Raw genomic sequence first — 22,058 nt, forward strand, 5'->3', positions numbered from 1 at the left:
TTTCAGGTGAGTGTGGCTTGGCGGGCCGGTGACGGCCCGCCAACGAGCTCGCTACGTGCGTTCTCACGTGAATCCGTAGCAACCACACCGGGGCTCGGGCGTCCGCCGGTTTCGGATTCGTCCTCGCATACAACAGGGCTTGCGCTCTCGGCAGCAAAAGTGTTCTTCGGTGACCCCGCTCAGTGGAATCCGGAAACGCTCATGCTGGCGGCTTTGGGGCAATGCCATGTGCTTTCGTTTCTGCGCGCAGCCGGAATGCGAGGGTTCGATGTTGCCTGGACGGGCGTGGACGTCAGCGGGGAGCTAACCCTCTCCCCTGATGGTTCAGGCCGATTCACACTCATAGAGATTCAGCCTGCTACCCTCATTCCAAGGCTCGATGCACGGGCCCACGCGGAAGAATACAGGCAACTACACAGCCAGGCTCACAAATGGTGTTTTATCGCTAACAGCACCGCATGCAAGATCCTCGTCCACCCGGACAGCGGCGCAGACAACATCGGCGCAGCAGTCAGTAGCGAATAGTTGAGCGGTGGCGTTACGTGAGCGGCGGACGCTAGGGCTTGAGACAATGCTGGTATGGAGATGAACGAGAAACCCACCCCAGGTGTTGAAAAGCGTGAGTTCAAAGGCGCAATCCCTCTAGGCAATGTGCGTCCAGCTGGTCTCAACAGCACCGAGGCGATGGTGGGCAGCGTGTATCACCAGCTAGGTGAAAAGAAGTTCGTGGATCTGGTTGCCGCGTTCTATCGCGGCGTTGCAAAAGATGAGATCTTGCGGGCTGAATATCCCGAAGAAGACCTAGGCCCGGCAGAACTTCGCCTGCGCCTGTTCCTCATCCAGTACTTCGGCGGACCCAGCACCTATTCCGAACACCGTGGTCATCCACGCTTGCGGGCCCGCCACTTCGCTTTCACCGTCAACCGAGACACTCGCGAACGCTGGCTCAAACACATGCGCGCCGCGATGGACGAAGTCTCATTGCCCCCAGCAATCGACGCGTTGATGTGGGACTACTTTGAGCGTGCCGCGACCGCGATGTTGAACACAGCCGACTAGCTCAACCCCGCCCGGTATAACAAGGTTCCGCCATGGCAGGATAGCCGCCGCCACATGCCTGCCGTGAAAAGGCGGGAACGCCCACCTTTGAGCACAAATCCGAGGGCGTAGGCCGTGAACGCGGCCCCCGCCAGCATGGGTGCCAAACGATCGCTCAGCTCAACCACGCCCAATTCGCTTAGAGATTTCCCCCACACCGCATTGCGTGCCTGCACGAGCACCGGTTGCCCCGGCTGATCCGGCAAGGACTCGCTGACGATTCGCGCGACTTCAGCACCCGCATCGTGCACTGCATCATCAACCACCGTCCCCGCTTGCTCCCATTGCGATTGCAGCGGCACCAGCGACGTCCATGGTGCGTTCACACGCTGCGGCGGGATGCGTAACTGCCCGTGGCCCGCGGTCGTTGCCCGCGGCAGACGATCACGCAGTTCAGCCATCGGGACCACAACGTCCACGAGTTCTGTTTGTTGAGTGAGACGCACCCCGCGCTGAGCGATAATCACAGGCGCGGGGTCCGTCAACATCATCGGGAAAGAAAACGCGGTGTGTAATGCCGCGACCCGGCCGCGCGCAACAATCCGACACACTCCATCACGAATACTGGCAGACCTCTGTAAGAAAGTTCCCACGTCCTCGAGGTCTGTCGCTTCAGACAAGATCAAACTAGTGGCCACCCTCTTAGTGTGCCAGGCACCTCCACCGTTGAGGTTGCGGCTATGATCTGAACAACATCTTTCGTCAAGACCACGCAAGCGGAGGGTCATTTTTCATGGCATCGCCAACCGATGTTCTCAAGAACCTACTGGACCTCACAGAACCAGGCGCTCAAACCCACGAAATCATCTCGGTTGGGCACACCCCTAAAATCGGGCCGCCACGTATCTATGGGGGTCAGGTGTTGGGGCAGTCGGTTGTTGCGGCGCAACGCACGGTCGGTGATGACCGTCCGATCCACTCCCTCCACGGCTACTTCCTACGCCCCGGCGATCCTGAGAAGCCCATTACGTACGGTGTCGCGAAGCTACGCGACGGTCGCTCCTTTAGTGCGCGCCGCGTCAACGCTTACCAAGACGGGACACCGATCCTCTCGATGTCCGCATCCTTCCAGGTACCAGGTGCCGGCCCGATCTTCCAGGATGCGATGCCTGAAGGCGTCCCGGCCCCTGAGGATGTGCCGACGCTGGATGAAGAGCTAGCGGATATCGATCACCCGTTGAAGGACATGGTCACCAAGTATCGTCCTTTTGACCTGCGTTATCCGGAGGGCTCCCTCTATGCCCGCCCAGCAGGCACCCCGCAGCGTCATCTCGTGTGGATGAAGACGCGTGCTCAGCTTCCTGATGATCCGCTTCTGCACCGTGCCGCGTTAGCTTTCGGCTCTGACTTCACCCAGGTGGAGACTGCGTTGCGCCGTATGGGTACATCCTGGATTGGGATGCAACAGCTCGGGGCCTCATATGCGAGCCTGGATCATTCGATGTGGTGGCACCGCGAAGCTCGCGTGGATGAGTGGCTGCTCTTCGACCACCACGCCAGCACGGCTCAGGATGGCCGCAGCTTGATCCGCTCCTCAGTGTTCACCCGAGAGGGCGAGCTGGTCGCTTCGGTCGTTCAGGAAGCGATGATCCGCCTGTCTGAAGACCACGAGTATCCGCTCTCCTAGCTTCCCCTGGACCGCTGGCATGTTCACTGCTGGGCGGCACTTAAATGCTGGTGGCTCCCGCATTGTATAAACGAGGGAGCCACCAGCATTTGGATTCTCGACTACCTTAGTCGCGGGTGAGGCGGCGGTGCGTCACTCGGGTTGGGCGCGCGGCTTCTGGGCCGAGGCGCTCAACCTTGTTCTTCTCGTAGTCTTCGAAGTTACCCTCGAACCAGTACCAGTTGGCTGGATCTTCCTCGGTGCCTTCGTAAGCGAGAATATGGGTTGCCACGCGGTCGAGGAACCAACGGTCGTGGGAAATGACCACGGCACAGCCCGGGAAGTTCTCGAGGGCGTTCTCCAGGGAACCGAGGGTTTCAACGTCGAGGTCGTTGGTCGGTTCGTCAAGTAGCAACAGGTTACCGCCCTGTTTTAGGGTCAGTGCCAGGTTGAGACGGTTACGTTCACCACCAGAGAGCACTCCTGACTTCTTCTGCTGGTCCGGGCCTTTGAAGCCGAACGCGGAAACATAGGCTCGCGATGGCATTTCGACTTCACCAACGTTGATGTAGTCACGGCCGTCAGAGACCACTTCCCACACGGACTTCTCAGGATCGATCCCGGCACGGTTCTGGTCGACGTAGGCGAGCTTCACGGTTTCGCCGACCTTGAGGGTGCCTTCGTCAATCTCTTCGAGCCCAACGATGCACTTGAACAGGGTCGACTTACCTACACCGTTCGGTCCAATCACACCAACGATGCCGTTGCGAGGCAACGTGAAAGACAGGTTGTGGAAGAGCGTGCGGCCGTCGAAGCCTTTCTTGATCTCGTTGGCTTCAAGTACCAGATTGCCTAGGCGCGGGCCTGGCGGGATCTGGATTTCCTCGAAGTCGAGCTTACGCATCTTCTCTGCTTCAGCCGCCATCTCTTCATAGCGAGCCAGGCGAGCCTTCTGCTTGGACTGACGTCCCTTAGTGTTAGTGCGGACCCATTCAAGCTCGTCCTGCAGGCGCTTGGCGAGCTTCGCGTCCTTCTTACCCTGAACCTCGAGACGTTCACGCTTCTTCTCAAGGTAGGTTGAGTAGTTGCCTTCATACGGGATGAGGCGGCCGCGGTCGACTTCAGCGATCCACTCGGCAACGTGGTCGAGGAAGTAACGATCGTGGGTTACAGCGAGCACAGCACCTGGGTACGTCTTCAAGTGCTGTTCGAGCCACAAGACGGATTCGGCGTCCAGGTGGTTGGTTGGTTCGTCGAGTAGCAGCAGGTCTGGCTTCTGCAGCAGGAGCTTACACAAGGCGACACGGCGACGCTCACCACCGGAGAGGTGGGTTACATCAGCATCTGCTGGCGGTAGCTGGAGCGCGTCCATCGCTTGCTCAAGCTGCGAATCGATATCCCACGCATCAGCTGCGTCGATATCGGCTTGAAGCGACCCCATCTCTTCAAGCAACGCATCGAAGTCAGCGTCTGGCTGGGTCATCTCTTCAGAGATCTGGTTGTAGCGTTGCAGCTTCTCGTAGATCTCCCCAACGCCTTCCTGGACGTTGCCCAGTACGGTCTTTTCTTCGTTGAGAGGTGGCTCCTGCAACAGGATCCCTACGGAATAGCCAGGGCTGAGGCGGGCTTCGCCGTTGGATGGCTGGTCAAGGCCCGCCATGATCTTCAGAATCGTGGATTTACCGGCGCCATTCGGGCCGACAACGCCAATCTTTGCCCCGGGATAGAACGACATGCTGACATCGTCGAGAATGACTTTGTCGCCCACCGCCTTGCGGGCTTTGACCATGGTGTAGATGAACTCCGCCATGTTTCCTTTCGGTTGCTATTCCGCCGCAAGAGATCAGTTCCTGGGCGCGCGGACAGGGCCGGGTGCGGCCATCAACCATTCTAGTCCCCTACCACGGCCCTGTCGCACTACATCAGCAAAGCACTACATCACCCAAAGCAGGGCACCAATAATGTGCAACGGCTATTGCCGCCTGACACTTACGGGTGCGGGCACTCAAGCTCAGCCTCAGGCAGTGAGCCGCGCAGTCACATCCTCATCCGCATCGTCTTCTACGAGTGTGGTGGAACCGAAAGCGAGCGTGGTGGACGGTGATGCGGATGAGTCCACGTTGCCGGCGGGGCTTTCGTTGCCTGTCTCCGTATTGCCAATACCGTTGCTGAGCCCGTTACGGACTTCTTCGCTTCGGGCTTCCCCATTGGCCGCGCCAGTGCCACGCTTGGCTTGGGAGGTACGGACATATGAAGCGGTACCGAACAGGAGGTCCGGCCCAACCGCATCCGCCAGAACTTCAACAGTGGTGCCGGTGCTGTTGTCCTCCCGTGTGAACTGCCTGACTTTGAGACGGCCCGAAACCATGACGCGATCCCCTTTCGATAGCGAGCACATCACATTGCTGCCAAGGTCACGGAAAGCGGAGACCGAATACCAGTTGATCCCCGTTTCCTCCCACTCTTGGGTTTCCCGGTTGAAACGTGATTCGGGGCACCCTAGCCGGAACGAGGCGACCTTGAAGTTCTCGTGGTGTTTCAGTTGGATTTCTGTTGCAACGAATCCCCGTAGCGATACATAATCGGTCATCTTCTTCTCCTTAGGTAGTGCTCCGTATAGCGATTGCGTTGAGAGCTCTTGCACTATCAGGTTCACGAAAACAGGGCCGAAAAAGACGGTGGAGCGCAGATTTGTGGATGAATCCTTGTGAGTTGGGGAATGTGAACAACGGATCAAACCGTTATGCTGAAGGGGTTGCCTCTATCCCAGCCTTGAGGCATCCGGCCTCCGTAGCTCAGTTGGATAGAGCAGCAGACTTCTAATCTGCCGGTCGCGCGTTCGAGTCGCGCCGGGGGCGCTTACTGGCGGCTCACGGGACCGTGCACAGTAGGAATATCGGCACAACACAGAAAAGGTCTTAGAATTTGATGTACACGAGCCACAGTTTTGGTTCTGTTCAGATCAGGGAAGGGACCATGCAACAGCAATACCGCGGCACGATGACCGCCTCCAACACCGCTTCATCGAACCGTGCGGCGAAAGGTCAACACGACTTCCGTACCTCTCCCCTGGATAGCCGCGGCAACTTCGTGGCCCACCACAACACGCTCCCTTCCGACGTCGAGTTCACCTTTGAAGGTCGTAACAACCGTGTAGTGATCGATGGTTCCGTCATGCTTTCTGGCTTGAAGGCCCGTTTCCTTGGCGATAACGGTCAGCTCGTCATCGGTTCAGGCAATAAGAACCTCAACATCGAAGTGATTGTTGCCGAAAGCGCTAACATCGTGATCGGAGAGAACGTTACGACAGAGGGCGTGTTGAACATCGCCACTGTCCCCGAGGCCCAGGTTTCAGTCGGATCAGACTGCTACTTCCGCACGGACGTGTGGATCGATGCGGATTCCGAGGCCTCTTTCGGTGGAGCGAGCAAGAACGCCGTCACGATCGAAAACCAGGTGTTGGTGACCGGCTCGGACGTTCAGCTGCGCGCAGGTTCCCATATCGGTACCGGCAGCATTCTGGAAATGACCCCGTTGATCGATGAGGAAATCCCTGCCGGCTCACTGGTTCGAGGTATCCCGGCAACCATTGTGCGCAAGGCCCAATGGTCCCGCAACAACCTGCCACGCATCTAGTTCTCATCTAGTTTTCCAAGCCCGGTTTCTAGCGGCGCGTTACTAGCCGCCACGCCTCACCAGCCGCTACACCACACCGGCGTATCCCCGGGCTTAAGCTCCGCCCCCTAGGTTGCGTCCCCTACTCGGCGTTACGGTGCTACTCGGGGTTGCGGCATCACTCCGGCTGCATTCCTTGCCGCCGGTATGTACGGATCTGTTGCAGACGCCGCGAGAGCGATGCGCGTCGCCGCGGATCGTCCTGGGCGGTCAAGTCGAGATGGTTGTAGCCGAACTTCCACAGCAACAGGTCATCAAGTAGGCGCTCCGGGCCTGGAGAGAATCGGTGGTCCAGGGCCTGGCGCACATGCGTGATCGTTGTCGCATCTAGTAGGGATGCAAGCCCTTTAGGTGTGGTGATGTTGTGCGCGGCGAGCAATTCGAGCGCCCAACCCCAGTCGGAGTCTTCTTTATATTCAAGGTGCGGCCACATCGTGGACCACACTTCACCGATCAGTTCAGACGTTAGCTCTTCTCCCCCAACACCGTTCGCGTCCCAGAAAGCGAGGATGCGCTGGTGACGGTGATCGATGTCGGTGAACAGGTGCTCAACTGAATCAAGCATCGCAGCAGCACCAGTGAACTCACGGTCAAGGTATGGAGTCCAGGCTTCCGAGTTTCTGCGTTTGAACCGGATTTCGTGCTCGAATTCGCTCCAAGCGTGCGTGAGGATCGTACGGATCTGGATTTCGAACACGAACGGTAAGACACGTTGAGGGTGCCGCGCTTCATATTCGGCGACTATTGGATTGTCTTTGGGCCGCACGATGAGGTGCCGTGAGGAGTAGCCGTAGGTGCCAGTCTCCACCGAGCCGGTGTCTTTCTCGCGGTCAGATTCGATATAGAACTCGTTGCGGCAGCGTTTGATGATCTGCGCTGCGGCCCTGACTTGGCGTGGTAACTGGACGATCACGCGGATGCCCACGATGTCGTGCATCATCGAAATGGGGTCCGGGAATTCAAGTTCCCGCTCTTGGCCTTCTTCCTTCGAATACACCGTGCGGGAGGCCTTCTGCCGAAAAGATTCAACCGATTTGGTGCGTGCCGCCACGAAGAGTGGCCGCACATCGGTGTCATTGAAAAGCTGTTTGATCTGCACACGCAACTGTTCGGTGATGACTTCCAGCTCTGGCCGCATTTCGCGGTATTCGTCGATGTATGCAACGACTTTTTCGCGCAAGCGGTCGTCTAGTTCTTTCCATGCTCTCGTCACCGGTGCTGCCAGCTCCTTAGATCAAGCGGTGTTCCCGAACGGGTGCAGTGCCGTATACAGGACCAAGCGCGAGTTCTTTAGAGCGCGCACTATTCCGCTTCAGGCACCCGCTCTAGACTACCGGTTGAACCTGAAGGTTTCATGACTGCACTGTGTAGTTGCTCACCAATGCGGTTTCTCACCATGAGGGACGCACGCGCGGGGTTACCAGACGCGTTCGTCAATGACACGCGGGCTGCTGTAGATGCCAGGCCCGATGGTGCTTCTGTGCCATCTGCTTAGGGTTGGTACAACGATGCTGGTCCTGGCTGGTGTGCGAACGTCACGCCATGCTGGTGGAACAAGTAGCTTGCGTTGAGTACGTGGAAGGCTCACTGCCAGGATGCTGATGGTGGTAGAGATCAGGATGAATACGAGCTGGAAGCTACCGAGTTCTTGCCATGGCGGTAGTGAGATCTGTGTTGAGGTAGTCCAGATGACGTGGGCAATGCTTCCCCACACGATGAGCTGTTCAACGAATCCGAAGTACATGCGGCGGCACAGCAAGAACGGCAAGAACCAGTAGAAGTACCACGGCTGGATGACGGGGTTGAGCAGGCTTGCCGCCAGGAGTACGAGGCCGGATGCCGTCAGTGGCGAGATCTTGGGGCGGGCTAGCGCGAACCACACGGCGAGCCCGATAGCGATGAGTTTACCGACCGCATAGAAGAGGGCTTGGGCGATCAAACCTGCTTGTGCTCCACCCGCGAAGGATACGAGTTTGCCGAACCCTAGACCGAGCAGCCCGAACGGAGCGAAGGGGAAGATCGCCATGCCTTGTCCAGCCATCGCGGTGATCCAACCGAACCACGTCCCGGTCACGATTCCGAGGAGGGTCAAGACGAAGGCTACGGTCACGCCGGTAATGATCCAGCACATCCAGCGGCGGCCCCAGCTCGCGTTCTTGCCCGCCCAGGTGAGGCCAATGAACGGCAGGCATAGAACCACGATGGGTTTGATCGCGATCGCAGCTGTAGCCAGCAACAGCCCAGCGACTACTTTGTTGCGCCGTAGCGCTACGAATGCCCACATCATGAGACCGACCATGAGCGCATCGTTATGCCCTGAGGCGATCATCGAATACAGGAAAAGCGGTGACGCTGCAGTGAGCCATTGAACCCAGGTTGGGTTCACGCCGTGGTCGCGGCTGAGTTTGGGGATGATCTTCATGAAGATGATGACCCCGACCAGCGCGATGAGACGGAAGAGGAACAGCGCGATGTCTGGGTTACCCCACGAAACAAGCGCGACGGCTGCCGCCATGATCAGAAACAGCGGCCCGTAAGGGGAGGCGGATTCTGCCCATACTGAGGCGGCACCTTGCCCAAACCAGCCCGGAACCTGGGAGACCCAGTCCGTGTATGGGTTTTTACCCAGCATCAAGAGCCGACCTTGGGCGAGGTAGGAATACATGTCGTTGCTGAAGATCGGTGGCGCGAAGAACCACGGCGCGCTCCATAGAACCACGATGCGGGTCTGGACGTGGTGCCCGTCCGATAGCGAGAGGCGGCGGGCAAGCTGGATCCAGGCGTGACTTGCGAGCCCAACGGCCGTAGCGAGCCCGATGACTGCCGCCCAGAGGACCGCGTCATTAGCGCGCAAAGCATTCACGAATGTAGAGCCGGTGAAGGTCGCATCTGGCGTGTTGGCTACAAACCCGATGGCCCAAGCGGAAACCGCTGCGAGCACCGATGCGAGGAAACCGACCCATACGGTGGTGTTGAGCCGCAAAGCATCAGGGAGCACGCGTCTACGCATACGCGACCACGCCGAACGTGAGGAGCGTGGCCGAGACGAAGCCTGCGGGCTTTCGTGCGCTGTAACGCTGTGATCCATGACTCCCCTGTTCGATTCGAGCTCAATGAGGCGCTGTTTATAAGCCCGGTTCTCTACAACCGTGCTCTCCTAAGGTTACGCTGAGATCTATGGAATCTCGCTCTGATCATGCAACGAAATCTGACCTGGTTCATCATTCCGGATCTGCAATCGGAACAAAACCCACCTCACACAACAGCCGGACGTTGGGCCGCGATGACATGCCGCTGGTGTGGATCGACTGCGAAATGACGGGCCTGGATGCGGTTAACGATGCCCTGATCGAAGTCGCTGTGATCATCACTGACGCGCAGTTGCAGCCGGTTGATGAGGGCATCAGCGTGGTCATCAAGCCACTTGCTGGGGCGATTGAGCGTATGGACGATTTCGTGACTCGTATGCACACGAATTCGGGGTTGTTGGAAGAGCTCGATGCCGGTGTTTCGATGCAAGCGGCTCAAGATTCTGTTCTGAGCTATATTCAACGGTTCGTCCCCGAGGCGGGCATCGCGCTGCTTGCGGGTAATTCGGTAGGCAATGACCGCTTGTTCTTGGCCCGGGACATGCCTGAGGTGATTGATCATCTGCACTACCGCATCGTCGATGTGTCCTCGATCAAGGAGCTTGCCCGCCGCTGGTACCCGCAAGATTTCGATGCGGCACCCGCTAAGACCGGTAACCACCGGGCTCTGGGTGACATTCAAGACTCGATCGATGAGCTCGCTTACTACCGCCGCACCATCATGAAGGCAGCGAGATCATGAAACACAGCGCTACGATGAGCAGCAGCGAGGCCTACCCCGTTTTTGTGTTGCTTTCGCCACGGTGAACGCATGCGATTAGGTTGCCAACACTTTAACGTGTAGAGTCTCTGCTGTTGCCTCAATCCCAGGCGCTTCGGTTCCAGCCGAAACCAACGTGGGAGGCTGACAACTGAATATGGTGGGTGTAGCTCAGCCGGTAGAGCGTCTGGTTGTGGTCCAGAAGGTCGCGGGTTCAAGCCCCGTCACTCACCCAGGTACGAGAGGCCCTATTCGTTGAGACAAGCAACATACTTGTCTCAACGAATAGGGCCTCGTCGTTTTGTTCGCTTCGGGCCTTCAACTCAGATCCTTCACCAAGCATCACTACCCAAGAGCGAAACGGAGAGGCTCGTAACTGTGCTGCCCGCTTCTCCTGTAGGTCGGGAGACCTTTTTCATCTCCTTCGCGACGAACCGGGCGAGACTTCGCTGACTTGTTAGCAGTTCTCCAAGAGGCACTAGATTCTTTGGCTCAGTGGTACAGGCGTTCTAAATTCATCCTTGCCGAAATACCTACCCGAGCAAGCGAGATATGGATACACGTTGCTACCTCGATAGTTAGTCCCCACGTATCCTTGGTACCAGGTCAATGGACTCATGGTCACCACAACTTCTCCCGCTTCTCGTTGTGATTTTAGACGTCCTATAGGGCGCCTTTGCTGGAAAATGTTTATGGACCCCCCTTTCATCAAGCGATAATATCTTCTGCATGAAAGGTTTTTATAAAAGGGTTTCTGACCGTTTTAGTCCTACGCGGAAGCGGCGTCGGATCCTTGACTCGGTGAATGAGCTGATGTCCAAGGAAGAACAAGAACATATTGCTGACCCACAAGAGCAGTCGATCGCCTATTTGTCATACAAGGCAGCGTACGCTCATTCAGCAACGCAGATCCTCACGATCGTAATAACGCTCTCAGCGCTACTAGTCACAACCATATTCGCGTTTGGGACAGCGCTTGAGAGCGTGATCGCTTCCTCTAAAGCGAATGATTCGATGCAGCTCACTGACAACTACTACGCCCTTGCATTCGCTGTGTGTGCATACATACTGCTGACAGTGCTCGTCTCTTTGTTGCCGTTTATAAAGAACACGCCCGGCACTAGCAAGAGATTGGCTGTTCTCGAAGTGCTGCGCTTCCGATCTAGCCTTCCCCCAACTACTCGAATGCAAGCCCGAGTTCAGACTGCAGCAATTCCACAAAAACGGAAACCTATATTTGCCCTAATATATGTGGACCGGAGCTCTCGCAACTAAGTGTTCCGAACGACCCAGGTAGCCTGAAGACTGACACGCCAGCGGAACCGCTCGAGCGGCTTTTGCGTATGTCGCGAGATACTTAATTATCCTTAGCAATCGTCGAGTCTTAGGTCCTACTGTCGCCTTAAACTTGCGAGTCAGTCCCAGCGTGGAGACGGTTGTGTGTTCTGTGCGTGATCTGAGTTTGGGTAGCACGCAATGAAGCGTCCTGGGTTTAGTTCCGCTTCTTTTACGGCCCTGTGTTGATGGGCTGGGTGAGATAGTACTCGGTTTCGACTTCCTGTGGGGTGGCGTAGTCCAAAGCTTCGTGAAGCCGCTTAGTGTTCCACCAATGCACCCACCGCAAGGTGGCCAGTTCGACTTCTCCGACCGATGTCCACGGGCCTTGGGCATGAATCAGTTCCGCCTTGTAGAGGCCATTGACTGTTTCGGCAAGTGCATTGTCATAAGAATCGCCGACTGTTCCCACACTCGGACGGATTCCGGATTCCGCTAGCGCGGTGGAATACTTCAGTGACACGTACTGGCTACCCCGATCGCTATGGTGAATTAACCGGTTTCCATGGATTCGCCCTGCAGTCGTTAACGCATGCTCCAAGGCCTCCATGGGCAGCGCATCGGTACGCATCGTCGAGCGTGTAGCAACACCAACAATCTTTCGGCTGTAGGCATCCACGACAAACGCGGTGTAGGCGAATCCCGACAGGGCGCGAACGTAAGTAATGTCAGCAACCCACAACCTGCCTGGCGCTTGTGCACGAAAGTTTCGCTGCACTAGGTCCGGGCGATGATCCGGTGTCTTCGGGCTAATCGTTGTCACGGGCGTTCGCCCACGCCTGCGGCAGGAAACACCTGCTAGCTTCATTAATCGGGCGGTCTTATCGCGGCCGATATGAAAGCCTTCACGGTTCATCGCGTGCCACATTTTGCGGATACCGTAAACCGAGAAATTCTCCGCATGCACACGTTGTATCTCTGGGATGAGAAGGCTGTCGCTTAAGGCCCTTGCACTGGGAACACGTGTGGTGGCTTTGCGGTAGCCACGTGAAGTAATGAATCCACGATCTGCTTGTTTGAGGACTCGGCAGATGGCCTCGACCCCAAACTGATCCTTGTATGCGTCGATGTAGGAGATCATTTGGTCGTGGGTCGGTCGAGTTCCGCTGCGAAAAAAGCCGAAGCAGTCTTAAGAATCCCGTTTGCTCGTTTCAGCTCACGGTTTTCGCGGCGCAGACGCTTGAGCTCTTCTTCCATCGTTTCGCCGCCAGACGCGCCAGAGTCATCGCGTACTGAAGCGCTGTCACGGTACCAAGCCCGCAACGTATGGTGAGACACTCCAAGCAGCTCACCAACCTCCGTGTAGGCGCGTTGCAGTGAGCAGGACTCCAGGCGGACCATTTCGATGATCTGATGGACCGCCTTCTCCTTGAACTCGACGGAATACTTTCTAGGCATAGTTCAATCCTTCCTTAGCTGAGGTAGGAACTAAACCCAGGACGCTTCACAACGAGTGATGTTGGCAGGTCGGGAGCTGAACTAGCCCGCCCCGGAGATTCCCGACAGTATGGGAACTAGCGTTACTAGAGACGGTACGCGGTGCAAACCCGCGCGTCTGGTCTACGTATTCGATGCCGTAACCAACATGCTATTCCTCGCCGACTCATTCAACGCCTTCTCGAACCAGAAGAATCCTCAACGTTGCCCACATCTCCAGCAAAATATCAGTGAAAGTTACACACCTTTCTTGCCAAGTTCGTGAAGCGCTCATTCCTGGTGTGGCCGGCACAACATTTCTCCTCAGTGCGGCGCAACTATGCGGCCACCTCATGCCATTTCTAGCAAAATACCTTTCCGGGCGCTTCCGGGGGTTAGACTTATCCTCTGTATGGCCCAGGCCCGCATTCACACGCGGACTGCTGGGAGGGTGCGGAACTTGTGGCTATGCCGCAGTTGAATCGCCCCCGACAGTTTGGAGGATGTAGCACCGTGTCCACGCAGATCCAGCGCAAAGTCGGGTTCGACCCTCTCCGCTACATCGACCTCCAATCCAAACACATCGCGGAACGCCGCCAGCAGATCGGCGGCAAACTCTATTTGGAGATGGGCGGCAAACTCTTCGATGACCTCCATGCCTCCCGTGTGTTGCCGGGTTTCACCCCTGATAACAAGATCAGGATGCTCCAGACGCTGGCGGATGAACTCGAGATCTTGATCACGCTCAACGCTAAAGACCTCGAGAGGAACAAGGTCCGGGCCGATCTGAACATCCCGTACGAAGAAGACGCGCTACGTTTGATCGACGCGTTCCGCGATATGGGCTTCCTTGTGGAGCACATCGTCTTGACGCGTTTCGAAGAAGGCAATGAGGCCGCTGAGCGCTTCAAGGCGCGCCTGATCAAGCTCGGACTCAAGGTCGCTGTGCACCGCACCATTTCCGGTTACCCGGACGACACAGACCAGGTGGTCTCCCCCGAGGGCTTAGGGCGCAACGAATACGTCGAAACAACCCGCGATCTCATCGTGGTCACTGCCCCGGGGCCAGGGTCTGGCAAGCTTGCGACGTGCCTTTCGCAGATTTATCACGATCACCAACGCGGCACGACCTCTGGTTACGCGAAGTTTGAGACCTTCCCGGTCTGGAACCTGCCGTTGAATCATCCGGTCAACCTCGCTTATGAGGCAGCGACCGCGGACCTTGATGATGTCAACGTGATCGACCCGTTCCACCTCGCCGCATACGGTGAGCAAGCCATTAACTACAACCGCGACGTCGAGGTCTTCCCGCTATTGAAGACCCTGCTCGATGAACTCGCTGGCGGTTCCCCCTACGAATCCCCCACCGACATGGGCGTCAACATGGTTGCTGACGCGATCATCGACGACGATGTCTGCCGGGATGCCGCGACCCAAGAGATCATCCGCCGCTGGTATAAGGCTCGAGTCCAAGAGCGCCGCGAGGGGCTTGACCCGATCTATTCGCGCCGCATCTCTCTGGTGATGGGTAAGGTAGGCTGCGCGCCCGAAGACCGCGCGGTCGTCGCTCCAGCGCTCGAAGTCGCTGAAGCAACCGACGCCCCGGCATCAGCTATCCAGTTGCACGACGGCACCATCATCACGGGTAAAACATCCGCTCTGCTCGGCACGTGCTCGGCGACCCTGCTGAATGCGCTCAAGTATCTTGCAGGGCTTCCCAAAGAAGTGCAGTTGCTCGCGCCTACCTCGATCCGCCCAATCCAGTCGCTGAAGATCGATCACCTCGGATCCCAGAACCCGCGGCTTCACACCGACGAGGTCCTGATTGCGTTGTCGGTCTCCGCGGAGCGTGACCCGAACGCACGTGCCGCATTGGACCAGCTCCAGGCCTTACGCGGGTGCGACGTCCACACAACCACAATCCTCGGCTCAGTCGACGAAGGCATCTTCCGTAACCTTGGTGTGCAGGTGACGTCCGAGCCTGTGTTCCAAGCACGTGGCGTCTACAACAAACGCTAAACCCCACAGTTTTCCAACAACACCAGGAGCTTCCCTCGTGGCCGTACGCCCCATCGTGATCTATACAGAGCCGGTTCTGCATCAGCGTGCCGCTGACGTCACAGAGATTGACGACGAGGTCCGCACCTTGGTTGCTGACATGTTCGAAACCATGGATGCGGCTAACGGTGTGGGTCTTGCAGCACCTCAGGTTGGTGTGGGCTTGCGGATTTTCACGTGGGACTACGATGAGCATGATGACGATGCACCGAGCCGCGGCGTGGTCATCAACCCTCAGATCACGCTGTCGAAGGTCTCGGGTGCTAACCCTGACCCGGAGCGGCACACCGAAGGGTGCTTGTCAGTTCCCGGGCTGGATTTCCCGCTGCAGCGCGCCGACTACGCGCACCTGACCGGTATCGACGTTGACGGTAACCCCGTTGACTTCGAAGCGACCGGTTGGTTCGCTCGCATCCTGCAACACGAATACTGGCATCTTGAAGGGAAGCTCTATGTTGACATGCTCAATGACCGCTGGACCCGCCGGTGGAAACGCGAACGGAAGAAAGCCGGGATGACCGAGCCAGGGCTAACCTGGATGCCCGGTGTTGACCCTGACCCCTTCGGACACTAGGAACCCGCCCGCTGCCAGACAGATACAGGCATGCAACGGAGAAAGGTGTGGCCCGGAGGTTTTCCTCCGGGCCACACCTTTCGTTCTATGCCGCTACTCGGGCTGAATCGGCTGCCTTACTTGACGGCTGGGATTGCGACCGGGTGGCTACCTGCCATCTTCTCGATGATGCGTACCACCTGGCACGAGTAACCGAACTCGTTGTCATACCAAACGTAGAGGATCACGTGCTTCTTGTCGGCTGCAACGATGGTTGCGCGGCCGTCAACGATGCCGGCGCGGCGGGAACCGACGAAGTCAGTGGACACAACCTCTGGGGAGTCGGTGTAGTCGATCTGCTTGTGCAGTTCACCCGAGAGCGAGGTTTCGCGTAGGAAGTTGTTGATGTCCTCGACCGAGGTTTCCTTCTCAAGGGTCAGGTTGAGGATCGCCATCGAAACATCCGGGGTTGGGACGCGTACGGCGTTACCGGTGAGCTTGCCTTCTAGCTCTGGCAGGGCCTTCGCTACTGCCTTCGCGGCACCGGTTTCGGTGAGCACCATGTTCAGGACTGCGGAGCGGCCGCGGCGCTCGCCCTTGTGGAAGTTGTCGATGAGGTTCTGGTCGTTAGTGAACGCGTGGACGGTCTCGACGTGGCCCTGTACAACGCCGTAGCGGTCGTTGACGGCCTTCAGGACTGGGGTGATCGCGTTGGTCGTGCAGGACGCTGCTGAGAGGATCGTGTCTTCGGCGGTGATGTCGTCGTCGTTGACGCCGAACACGATGTTCTTGATCTCGCCCTTACCTGGGGCCGTCAGCAGAGCGGCGCTCGTGCCCTTGGCTTGCAGGTGCTGGCCGAGGCCTTCTTCGTCGCGCCAGCGGCCGGTGTTGTCAACCACGATGGCGTTCTCGATGCCGTACTGGGTGTAGTCCACCTGGGCTGGATCGTTAGCGTAGATGAACTGGATCTGGGTGCCGTTAGCGGTGATCGTGTTGTTCTCTTCGTCAACAACGATCGAACCGTCGAATGCACCGTGGACGGAGTCGCGGCGCAGCAGGGATGCGCGCTTCTGCAGGTCGTTATCTGCGCCCTTACGTACTACAACGCCGCGCAGGCGCAGGCCTACACCGCCGCGTTCGATGAGGATGCGGGCCAGGAGACGGCCGATGCGCCCGAAACCGTAAAGGACTACGTCACGAGCGCCGCTCGCGTCTGCCTTCTGACCTAGAACGTCTGCGTAGAGTTCAGCGAGGAACGCATCCGCGTCGTCTGCACCCTTTTCTTCGAGTGCACGGTTCAGACGGCCCAGGTCGATCGAAACGTTGCCTGGGTTGAGTTCATCGAGCTTCACCAGCAGATCGTAGGTGCGCTGCGGGTCGAGTTCCTTGCCCTCAATGCGGCGAACCACACGGTGAGCCTTGAGGATGTCGACTACTGAAACATTGATCAGTTTGCGACCGTAGATCGAGGTCACCACGTTGTTCTCGCGGTAGAGACGACCGATCAGCGGAATCATCTTCTCCGCTAGAGCCTCACGGTTCTTCCAGTCTGCGTATACAGCTTCAGTCTGCTGGGTCACTGACAACTCCTGGTTGATTGGATCAGCCAGCAACCACGCATGTTGTGAGCGTTCGCTGGCCAAGACGATGTGGTGCCCGCCCCACCTGTTCGGTGCGCGCGCTAATCCGCATACCATTCTACCTAAGGGAGCGGCCCTGGCTAAGAGAGCCATAAAGCCACCCGCTTCCACGCAAAGACTAGCTTGGACGTGAAGCGCCTGAGGGGGGCGTACCAGAACGGTGCTGTGGCGGAAGAAGACGGCCATAAGCCGGATTCTGTACGCGTGACGCGTTACCGCACCCCGCGGGACGATCATCTATCTAGAGCCGCCATTGCTGGCGGCTTCAAGCAACCAACCCGACTACTTCGGCGGACCGCCTGATCACGTAGTCTGCTCGGTCTTGCTCCGGGTGGGGTTTTCCTGGCCGCGCTAGTCACCTAGCGCGCCGGTGGTCTCTTACACCACCCTTTCACCCTTACCGCGCACCCAATCATGGATCGCGGCGGTCTGCTCTCTGTTGCACTTTCCTGCAGGTCACCCTGAGTGGACGTTATCCACCACCCTGTCCTGTGGAGTCCGGACTTTCCTCGACACCTGTGTCGCGATCGTCTGTCCGTCTCCTTCCGCATTCTTCATCCTACCCATGCATGCGGCCCGCTCAGGTTTCTGCGCGGCTATGATGGCCATCGTGATGATTCTTCTGCCGCCCTCCGAAGGTAAGACACCCGCCAGCGACGGCGCGAGCATCGACCTTGACTCGCTCGCATGCCCTGAACTTGCCGAGGCCCGCCGTGAAGTGGCTCGCCACCTTGAAGAGGTTTCTGCGGGGGCTGATGCCGCGGAAGTCCTTGGAGTCGGCAAGGCTGTTGCTCACGAGATTGAACGCAACATCGATATCTTCGATGCCCCAGCCGCTCCCGCGCACGATATCTACACTGGTGTGCTTTACGACGCGCTGGACTACGCAGGTATGAGCCCAACCCAGAAGAGAAAGGCCGCAGACCGGATCTTTGTGATCTCAGCGTTGTGGGGTGTTGTTGGGCTAGCCGATCGCATCCCGGCGTATCGATTGTCGATGGACGTGAAGCTGCCTGAGCTCGGCAAACTCGGGACCTACTGGAAACCACGGCTCGCCACAGCGCTTGCAGACCGCGCGGAAGGCGAGCTCATCGTCGATTGCCGCTCAGCGGCCTATCAAGCAGCCTACGTTCCAGACCCCCAACAGACCGTGACCGTCAACGTAGTCCAGATCAAAGACGGGAAACGCAAGGTCGTCTCGCATCACGCTAAACACACGCGCGGGATAGTCGCTCGTCTACTCATGCAAACCCGCGGCGACGGCCCTCAAACTCCGCAGGCCCTACTCACCGCGATGCAAAAACACTGGCCACAAACAGAACTCACCGAACCCACCCCACGCAAGGCTGGACAACTCACGATCGTTCTCGACGAAAACTAGCCGCGCTCACGCACGAGGATAACCCCGGTTTGGGGGCAGAACGCGAGTTCCTCTTCCCCGAGTGCCCGGATGTGTTCGAGTTCTTGCGGGTTCAAAGGCAACCCGGTCGCTGTGCAGGTGTCGTTATCGAGGCGGGCAACCCCAACCCCGTGTTCGGCGACCAGCTTCTCAAAAAGCTCAAGCAGTTCCGGAGCTAGTTTGGCGCTCGCTTCTTGCCGTTGAGCTTCGGCTTCGTTAATACGTTCAACAAGAGATGCCCGCGTATCGCGCACATACACTTGTGCCGCGTGGTTCTCCGCCACGGCCGAGCTCAGGACACGTTCAGCGGCTTGAGCGTCGGCTCGTTTCTCTTCACGCTCTTCGGCCGTGTCAACAAGGGTTTCTTCGAGGGTGGAGCGTCGTTCACGCAAAATATCGAGCATCCGCGCCAAACGGTCGGCCTCGCTTCGGGGCTCCACACCGGCAAGCAGTTGCTCTTCCTTCACGTCGATATCTGTTGCGAGCTCGGCGATCGCGTTCTCAAGGTCGGCAACCGAACGGTTCAGCACCTCAAGCTGGCGCAGTTCATCGTCACGTTCAGCACGCGCTTGGATCGCATCGGCGCGCGCCTGACGGACGCGTTCGGCTGTGGCAACCGCATCGTGTTCGCGGCGCCATTGAGCCACCGAGGAGATCAAATCCTGAATCTCAAGCAACAGCTCTTGATGCTCACGTGTTGCAGTAACCACGACGATCCCTACTTCCGTATCCGAGGCCTCACTGCCTATCTTTCTATTCTCCCACGCTTCCCTGAACCCGCATCTAGAAGCCGGGGCTGGAAACGTTGCAAACTGCGAGACTATTTCAGGGGGTCAGAATGAAATCCCACGGGTCCGTGTTGACTTGGCTCACCTGGCATACAACATCAAAGCCGTCATCTTGCAGGGAACGGCTCAACGCATCGGCCGCTGCTGGTAGCCATAACCATTCCGATGCGAAATGCGATACATCGATGAGGTACGGGCGGTCATTCACCGCGGCTTCGCGGGCTTCCGATGCGGGATGGTGGCGTAGGTCAGCTGTTACGTACACATCGGCTTTGGATTCGCGTACGGCATCGAAGAGCGAGTCCCCTGCCCCGCCGCACACTGCAACGCGTTTGACTGCCCCTTCCGGGCTGCCGGCAACCCGGACACCGCCAGCCACGGACGGCATGATGCTGTAGACCCGTTCGGCGAACTCCGCTAGCGTGCATTCCTCAGCCAGGTCGCCCACCCGGCCGATGCCTTCACCTTCAACACCGCGATCAACGGGCGCCAGCGGCTCGGATTGTTCGACGCCCAAGCCGCGGATGATGACGTCGGAAACCCCGCCCAAAGCGGAATCCGCTGAGGTGTGAGCGGTATAGAGTGCGCAACCAGCCTCGATCAGCGTGTGCACTACGCGGCCTTTGAAGCGGTCGCCGGCAACAGAGTTCACCGCCCGCAACATCAGAGGATGGTGTGTCAAGAGCAGATCAGCGCCGCGTTCGATCGCGTCAACTGCGACGTCCTCGGTCGGATCAACCGCGAACACGATGCGTCGAATCAGCTGATCAGGTCGCCCCGTCACCGGGCCCACGGCATCCCAAGACTCCGCTAGAGACTCAGGCCACAGCCGATTGATGTGCTCCCAAACCGTGGCGAGCGTAGGAGCCTTGCCCGCTGAGACATCCGATGCAGTAGAACTCATAACAATTAAGCTACCCGTGAACCCCGTCTCGGGAACACTCCCAACGCCGCACGTGTTGAACCAATTGATGAATCAACAAAGCGACCACACGATCGTCATGGCAGGCGGATGCTTCTGGTGCCTCGACGCTTGGTTCCGCCAAGTACGAGGAGTCAACCACGTCGAATCGGGATACACAGGAGGCGGCGACGCACCCGCGGACTATTACAGCGTGTGCACCGGCACCACAGGTCACGCAGAAGCCGTCGCCGTGACCTTCGACCCCACCGTCATCAGCGATGACACCGTGCTCGACATGTTCTTCACGATGCACAACCCCACAACGCTGAACCGGCAAGGCTACGACGTCGGGACCCAATACCGCTCCGCGCTGTTCACCAACAGCAAGCAACAATCCAAGCTCTTTGAGGCGGCCATCGAACGTAATCAACCCAACTGGGCAGAGCCGATTGTCACCAACATCGAACCGCTAGGCCCGTGGTACGCCGCTGAAACCGAGCATCAAAACTACTACCAACGCAACCGGCAGGCCGGCTACTGCCATGTCATCATCGACCCCAAACTGAGCGCTGCCAGGGCACGTTTCGTTAAGTTTCTTGAAAGCGACACGCCCGCAAGCAATTCCCTAGGCTGAACAGCGAAACCAGTCGGGAGGCCTCTCATCCCAAGGCAAACGTGGCTCGCTCACGAAGGTGACTGACTCGCCAGTCCACAACTCCCACATTCCACTTCCCAAACGTCTTTTGGAAGCATTTCTTCTAGGAAAGGAGCACTGACGTGCCAATCCTGAACAACGTCACTGAAGCAATCGGAAACACCCCGCTCGTACGTCTGAACAATCTTGATGCCGACCTTCCAGGTAACGTCGCGGTCAAGCTCGAGTTCTACAATCCCGCTAACTCGGTGAAGGACCGCATCGGTCGCGCGATCATCGACGCCGCAGAGAAGTCCGGAGCTCTGAAGCCGGGCGGAACCATCGTTGAAGGCACCTCCGGCAACACCGGCATCGCACTCGCGATGGTTGGCGCCGCACGTGGCTACCGTGTGGTCTTGACGATGCCAGAGACAATGTCGAGCGAACGTCGCGTGATCTTGCGCGCTTTCGGCGCGGAGATCGTTTTGACCTCCGGTGCTGACGGTATGCGCGGCGCAGTTGAGAAGGCCCAGCAGATCGTCCAGGAGACCGATAACGCAATCCTGGCCAGCCAGTTCTCCAACAAAGCCAACCCGGAAATCCACGAGGCAACCACCGGCCCGGAAATCTGGAACGATACCGATGGCGCCGTTGACATCCTCGTCGGCGGTGTTGGCACCGGCGGAACCATCACGGGTGCCGGCCGCTACCTCAAGAAGCAGAAGAGCGGCGTGAAGGTTGTTGCAGTAGAGCCAGCCGATTCCCCACTGCTGAGCGAAGGCAACGCGGGCCCACACAAGATCCAGGGCCTCGGCGCGAACTTTGTCCCTGAGGTCCTCGACCGCGAGATCTACGACGAAGTTATCGACGCTCCGCTCGACGCTTCCATCGAAACTGCTCGCGCGCTTGGTGCAAAGGAGGGCATCCTTGGCGGTATCTCCTCGGGCGCTGCCGTGTGGGCAGCGCTTGAGGTTGCTAAGCGCGAAGAAAACCGTGACAAGCTCATTGTTGCGGTTGTTCCGGACTTCGGTGAGCGCTACATCTCCACGATGCTTTACGATGACATCCGCGGCTAAAACGGTTTAGCTCATTCTTTGGCCGAA

General features: G+C 58.1%; 19 protein-coding genes, 2 tRNA genes and 1 other RNA gene. 12 read left to right on the forward strand and 10 right to left on the reverse strand.

Translation table 11 applies throughout. The features are described 5' to 3' along the window. Positions 1-12: 12 nt before the first annotated feature. Together MHJ63_RS03175 and MHJ63_RS03180 are read left to right on the forward strand one after the other, a co-directional pair. Positions 13-525: an OsmC family protein gene (locus tag MHJ63_RS03175; protein ID WP_239446160.1), complete on the forward strand. Its 513-nt coding sequence runs from the start codon at positions 13-15 to the stop codon at positions 523-525. Positions 526-684: 159 nt separating this feature from the next. After that, a complete protein-coding gene (locus MHJ63_RS03180) occupies positions 685-1,059 on the forward strand; it encodes a globin (RefSeq protein WP_239446180.1) in 375 nt (124 codons plus the stop codon). On the opposite strand, the gene MHJ63_RS03185 is transcribed toward MHJ63_RS03180, so the two are convergent. After that, positions 1,056-1,736, reverse strand: a complete 681-nt coding sequence (locus MHJ63_RS03185) for a DUF8185 domain-containing protein (protein WP_239446161.1) — start codon at positions 1,734-1,736, stop codon at positions 1,056-1,058. The two genes, MHJ63_RS03180 and MHJ63_RS03185, sit on opposite strands and share 4 nt — an antisense overlap. Positions 1,737-1,831: 95 nt before the next feature. On the opposite strand from MHJ63_RS03185, the gene MHJ63_RS03190 reads away from it, so the two are divergent. Continuing rightward, entirely contained in the window at positions 1,832-2,725 is an 894-nt protein-coding gene (locus MHJ63_RS03190; protein WP_239446162.1) for an acyl-CoA thioesterase, read from the forward strand. Between the two features lie 106 nt (positions 2,726-2,831). On the opposite strand, the gene ettA is transcribed toward MHJ63_RS03190, so the two are convergent. Beyond that, entirely contained in the window at positions 2,832-4,514 is a 1,683-nt protein-coding gene (gene ettA / locus MHJ63_RS03195) for an energy-dependent translational throttle protein EttA (RefSeq protein ID WP_035755056.1), read from the reverse strand. A gap of 207 nt (positions 4,515-4,721) precedes the next feature. Further along, positions 4,722-5,294: a single-stranded DNA-binding protein gene (locus MHJ63_RS03200; protein WP_239446163.1), complete on the reverse strand. Its 573-nt coding sequence runs from the start codon at positions 5,292-5,294 to the stop codon at positions 4,722-4,724. A 194-nt stretch (positions 5,295-5,488) separates the two neighbouring features. Here MHJ63_RS03200 and MHJ63_RS03205 point away from each other — a divergent pair. Beyond that, positions 5,489-5,562 (forward strand) — tRNA-Arg (locus MHJ63_RS03205). 118 nt (positions 5,563-5,680) lie between these two features. Continuing rightward, complete coding sequence (locus MHJ63_RS03210; protein ID WP_141739790.1) at positions 5,681-6,340, forward strand: LbetaH domain-containing protein; 660 nt, start codon at positions 5,681-5,683, stop codon at positions 6,338-6,340. Between the two features lie 157 nt (positions 6,341-6,497). Here the strand turns inward: MHJ63_RS03210 and MHJ63_RS03215 are convergent, their stop codons facing one another. Further along, positions 6,498-7,592 carry a GTP pyrophosphokinase gene (locus MHJ63_RS03215; protein ID WP_035755052.1) on the reverse strand — a complete coding sequence of 365 codons (1,095 nt, stop codon included), beginning with the start codon at positions 7,590-7,592 and terminating at the stop codon, positions 6,498-6,500. 204 nt (positions 7,593-7,796) lie between these two features. Beyond that, positions 7,797-9,467, reverse strand: a complete 1,671-nt coding sequence (mptB, locus tag MHJ63_RS03220; RefSeq protein ID WP_239446164.1) for a polyprenol phosphomannose-dependent alpha 1,6 mannosyltransferase MptB — start codon at positions 9,465-9,467, stop codon at positions 7,797-7,799. 200 nt (positions 9,468-9,667) lie between these two features. On the opposite strand from mptB, the gene orn reads away from it, so the two are divergent. Together orn and MHJ63_RS03230 are read left to right on the forward strand one after the other, a co-directional pair. Next, entirely contained in the window at positions 9,668-10,210 is a 543-nt protein-coding gene (orn, locus tag MHJ63_RS03225; protein ID WP_084590360.1) for an oligoribonuclease, read from the forward strand. Positions 10,211-10,388: 178 nt separating this feature from the next. Beyond that, positions 10,389-10,461, forward strand: a tRNA-His gene (locus tag MHJ63_RS03230). Positions 10,462-11,735: 1,274 nt separating this feature from the next. On the opposite strand, the gene MHJ63_RS03235 is transcribed toward MHJ63_RS03230, so the two are convergent. Then, positions 11,736-12,961 (reverse strand): IS3 family transposase gene (locus tag MHJ63_RS03235; protein WP_239446165.1). Its coding sequence is split into 2 segments (ribosomal slippage): positions 11,736-12,682 and positions 12,682-12,961, totalling 1,227 coding nucleotides; the frame shifts between segments, so codons are not numbered across the junction. A 486-nt stretch (positions 12,962-13,447) separates the two neighbouring features. Between MHJ63_RS03235 and MHJ63_RS03240 the strand changes: the two genes are divergently transcribed. After that, entirely contained in the window at positions 13,448-14,998 is a 1,551-nt protein-coding gene (locus MHJ63_RS03240; protein WP_084590276.1) for a DUF1846 domain-containing protein, read from the forward strand. Between the two features lie 37 nt (positions 14,999-15,035). Further along, on the forward strand, positions 15,036-15,611 hold the full coding sequence (def, locus tag MHJ63_RS03245) for a peptide deformylase (protein ID WP_035754274.1): 576 nt from the start codon (positions 15,036-15,038) through the stop codon (positions 15,609-15,611). A 116-nt stretch (positions 15,612-15,727) separates the two neighbouring features. Here the strand turns inward: def and MHJ63_RS03250 are convergent, their stop codons facing one another. After that, positions 15,728-17,107: a glyceraldehyde-3-phosphate dehydrogenase gene (locus MHJ63_RS03250; protein WP_232219233.1), complete on the reverse strand. Its 1,380-nt coding sequence runs from the start codon at positions 17,105-17,107 to the stop codon at positions 15,728-15,730. A 293-nt stretch (positions 17,108-17,400) separates the two neighbouring features. Further along, positions 17,401-17,773, reverse strand: an RNA gene (rnpB, locus tag MHJ63_RS03255) — RNase P RNA component class A. A 70-nt stretch (positions 17,774-17,843) separates the two neighbouring features. Between rnpB and MHJ63_RS03260 the strand changes: the two genes are divergently transcribed. Further along, on the forward strand, positions 17,844-18,611 hold the full coding sequence (locus tag MHJ63_RS03260) for a YaaA family protein (protein WP_275435863.1): 768 nt from the start codon (positions 17,844-17,846) through the stop codon (positions 18,609-18,611). On the opposite strand, the gene MHJ63_RS03265 is transcribed toward MHJ63_RS03260, so the two are convergent. Further along, positions 18,608-19,339 carry a zinc ribbon domain-containing protein gene (locus MHJ63_RS03265; RefSeq protein ID WP_052048187.1) on the reverse strand — a complete coding sequence of 244 codons (732 nt, stop codon included), beginning with the start codon at positions 19,337-19,339 and terminating at the stop codon, positions 18,608-18,610. The two genes, MHJ63_RS03260 and MHJ63_RS03265, sit on opposite strands and share 4 nt — an antisense overlap. A 115-nt stretch (positions 19,340-19,454) precedes the next feature. Then, positions 19,455-20,321 carry a Nif3-like dinuclear metal center hexameric protein gene (locus MHJ63_RS03270; RefSeq protein WP_239446166.1) on the reverse strand — a complete coding sequence of 289 codons (867 nt, stop codon included), beginning with the start codon at positions 20,319-20,321 and terminating at the stop codon, positions 19,455-19,457. 67 nt (positions 20,322-20,388) lie between these two features. On the opposite strand from MHJ63_RS03270, the gene msrA reads away from it, so the two are divergent. Both msrA and cysK read left to right on the forward strand, forming a co-directional pair. Continuing rightward, complete coding sequence (gene msrA, locus MHJ63_RS03275) at positions 20,389-20,955, forward strand: peptide-methionine (S)-S-oxide reductase MsrA (protein ID WP_035754265.1); 567 nt, start codon at positions 20,389-20,391, stop codon at positions 20,953-20,955. A gap of 143 nt (positions 20,956-21,098) precedes the next feature. Further along, the gene (cysK, locus tag MHJ63_RS03280; protein WP_035754263.1) at positions 21,099-22,031 is read left to right on the forward strand and encodes a cysteine synthase A; all 933 of its coding nucleotides are present in this window, start codon (positions 21,099-21,101) and stop codon (positions 22,029-22,031) included. The last annotated feature ends 27 nt before the right edge of the window (positions 22,032-22,058 follow it).

Origin of the sequence: Pseudoglutamicibacter albus (genome assembly GCF_022346425.1) — a bacterium.
In the GTDB taxonomy this organism is placed as follows: Bacteria; Actinomycetota; Actinomycetes; order Actinomycetales; family Micrococcaceae; genus Pseudoglutamicibacter; species Pseudoglutamicibacter albus.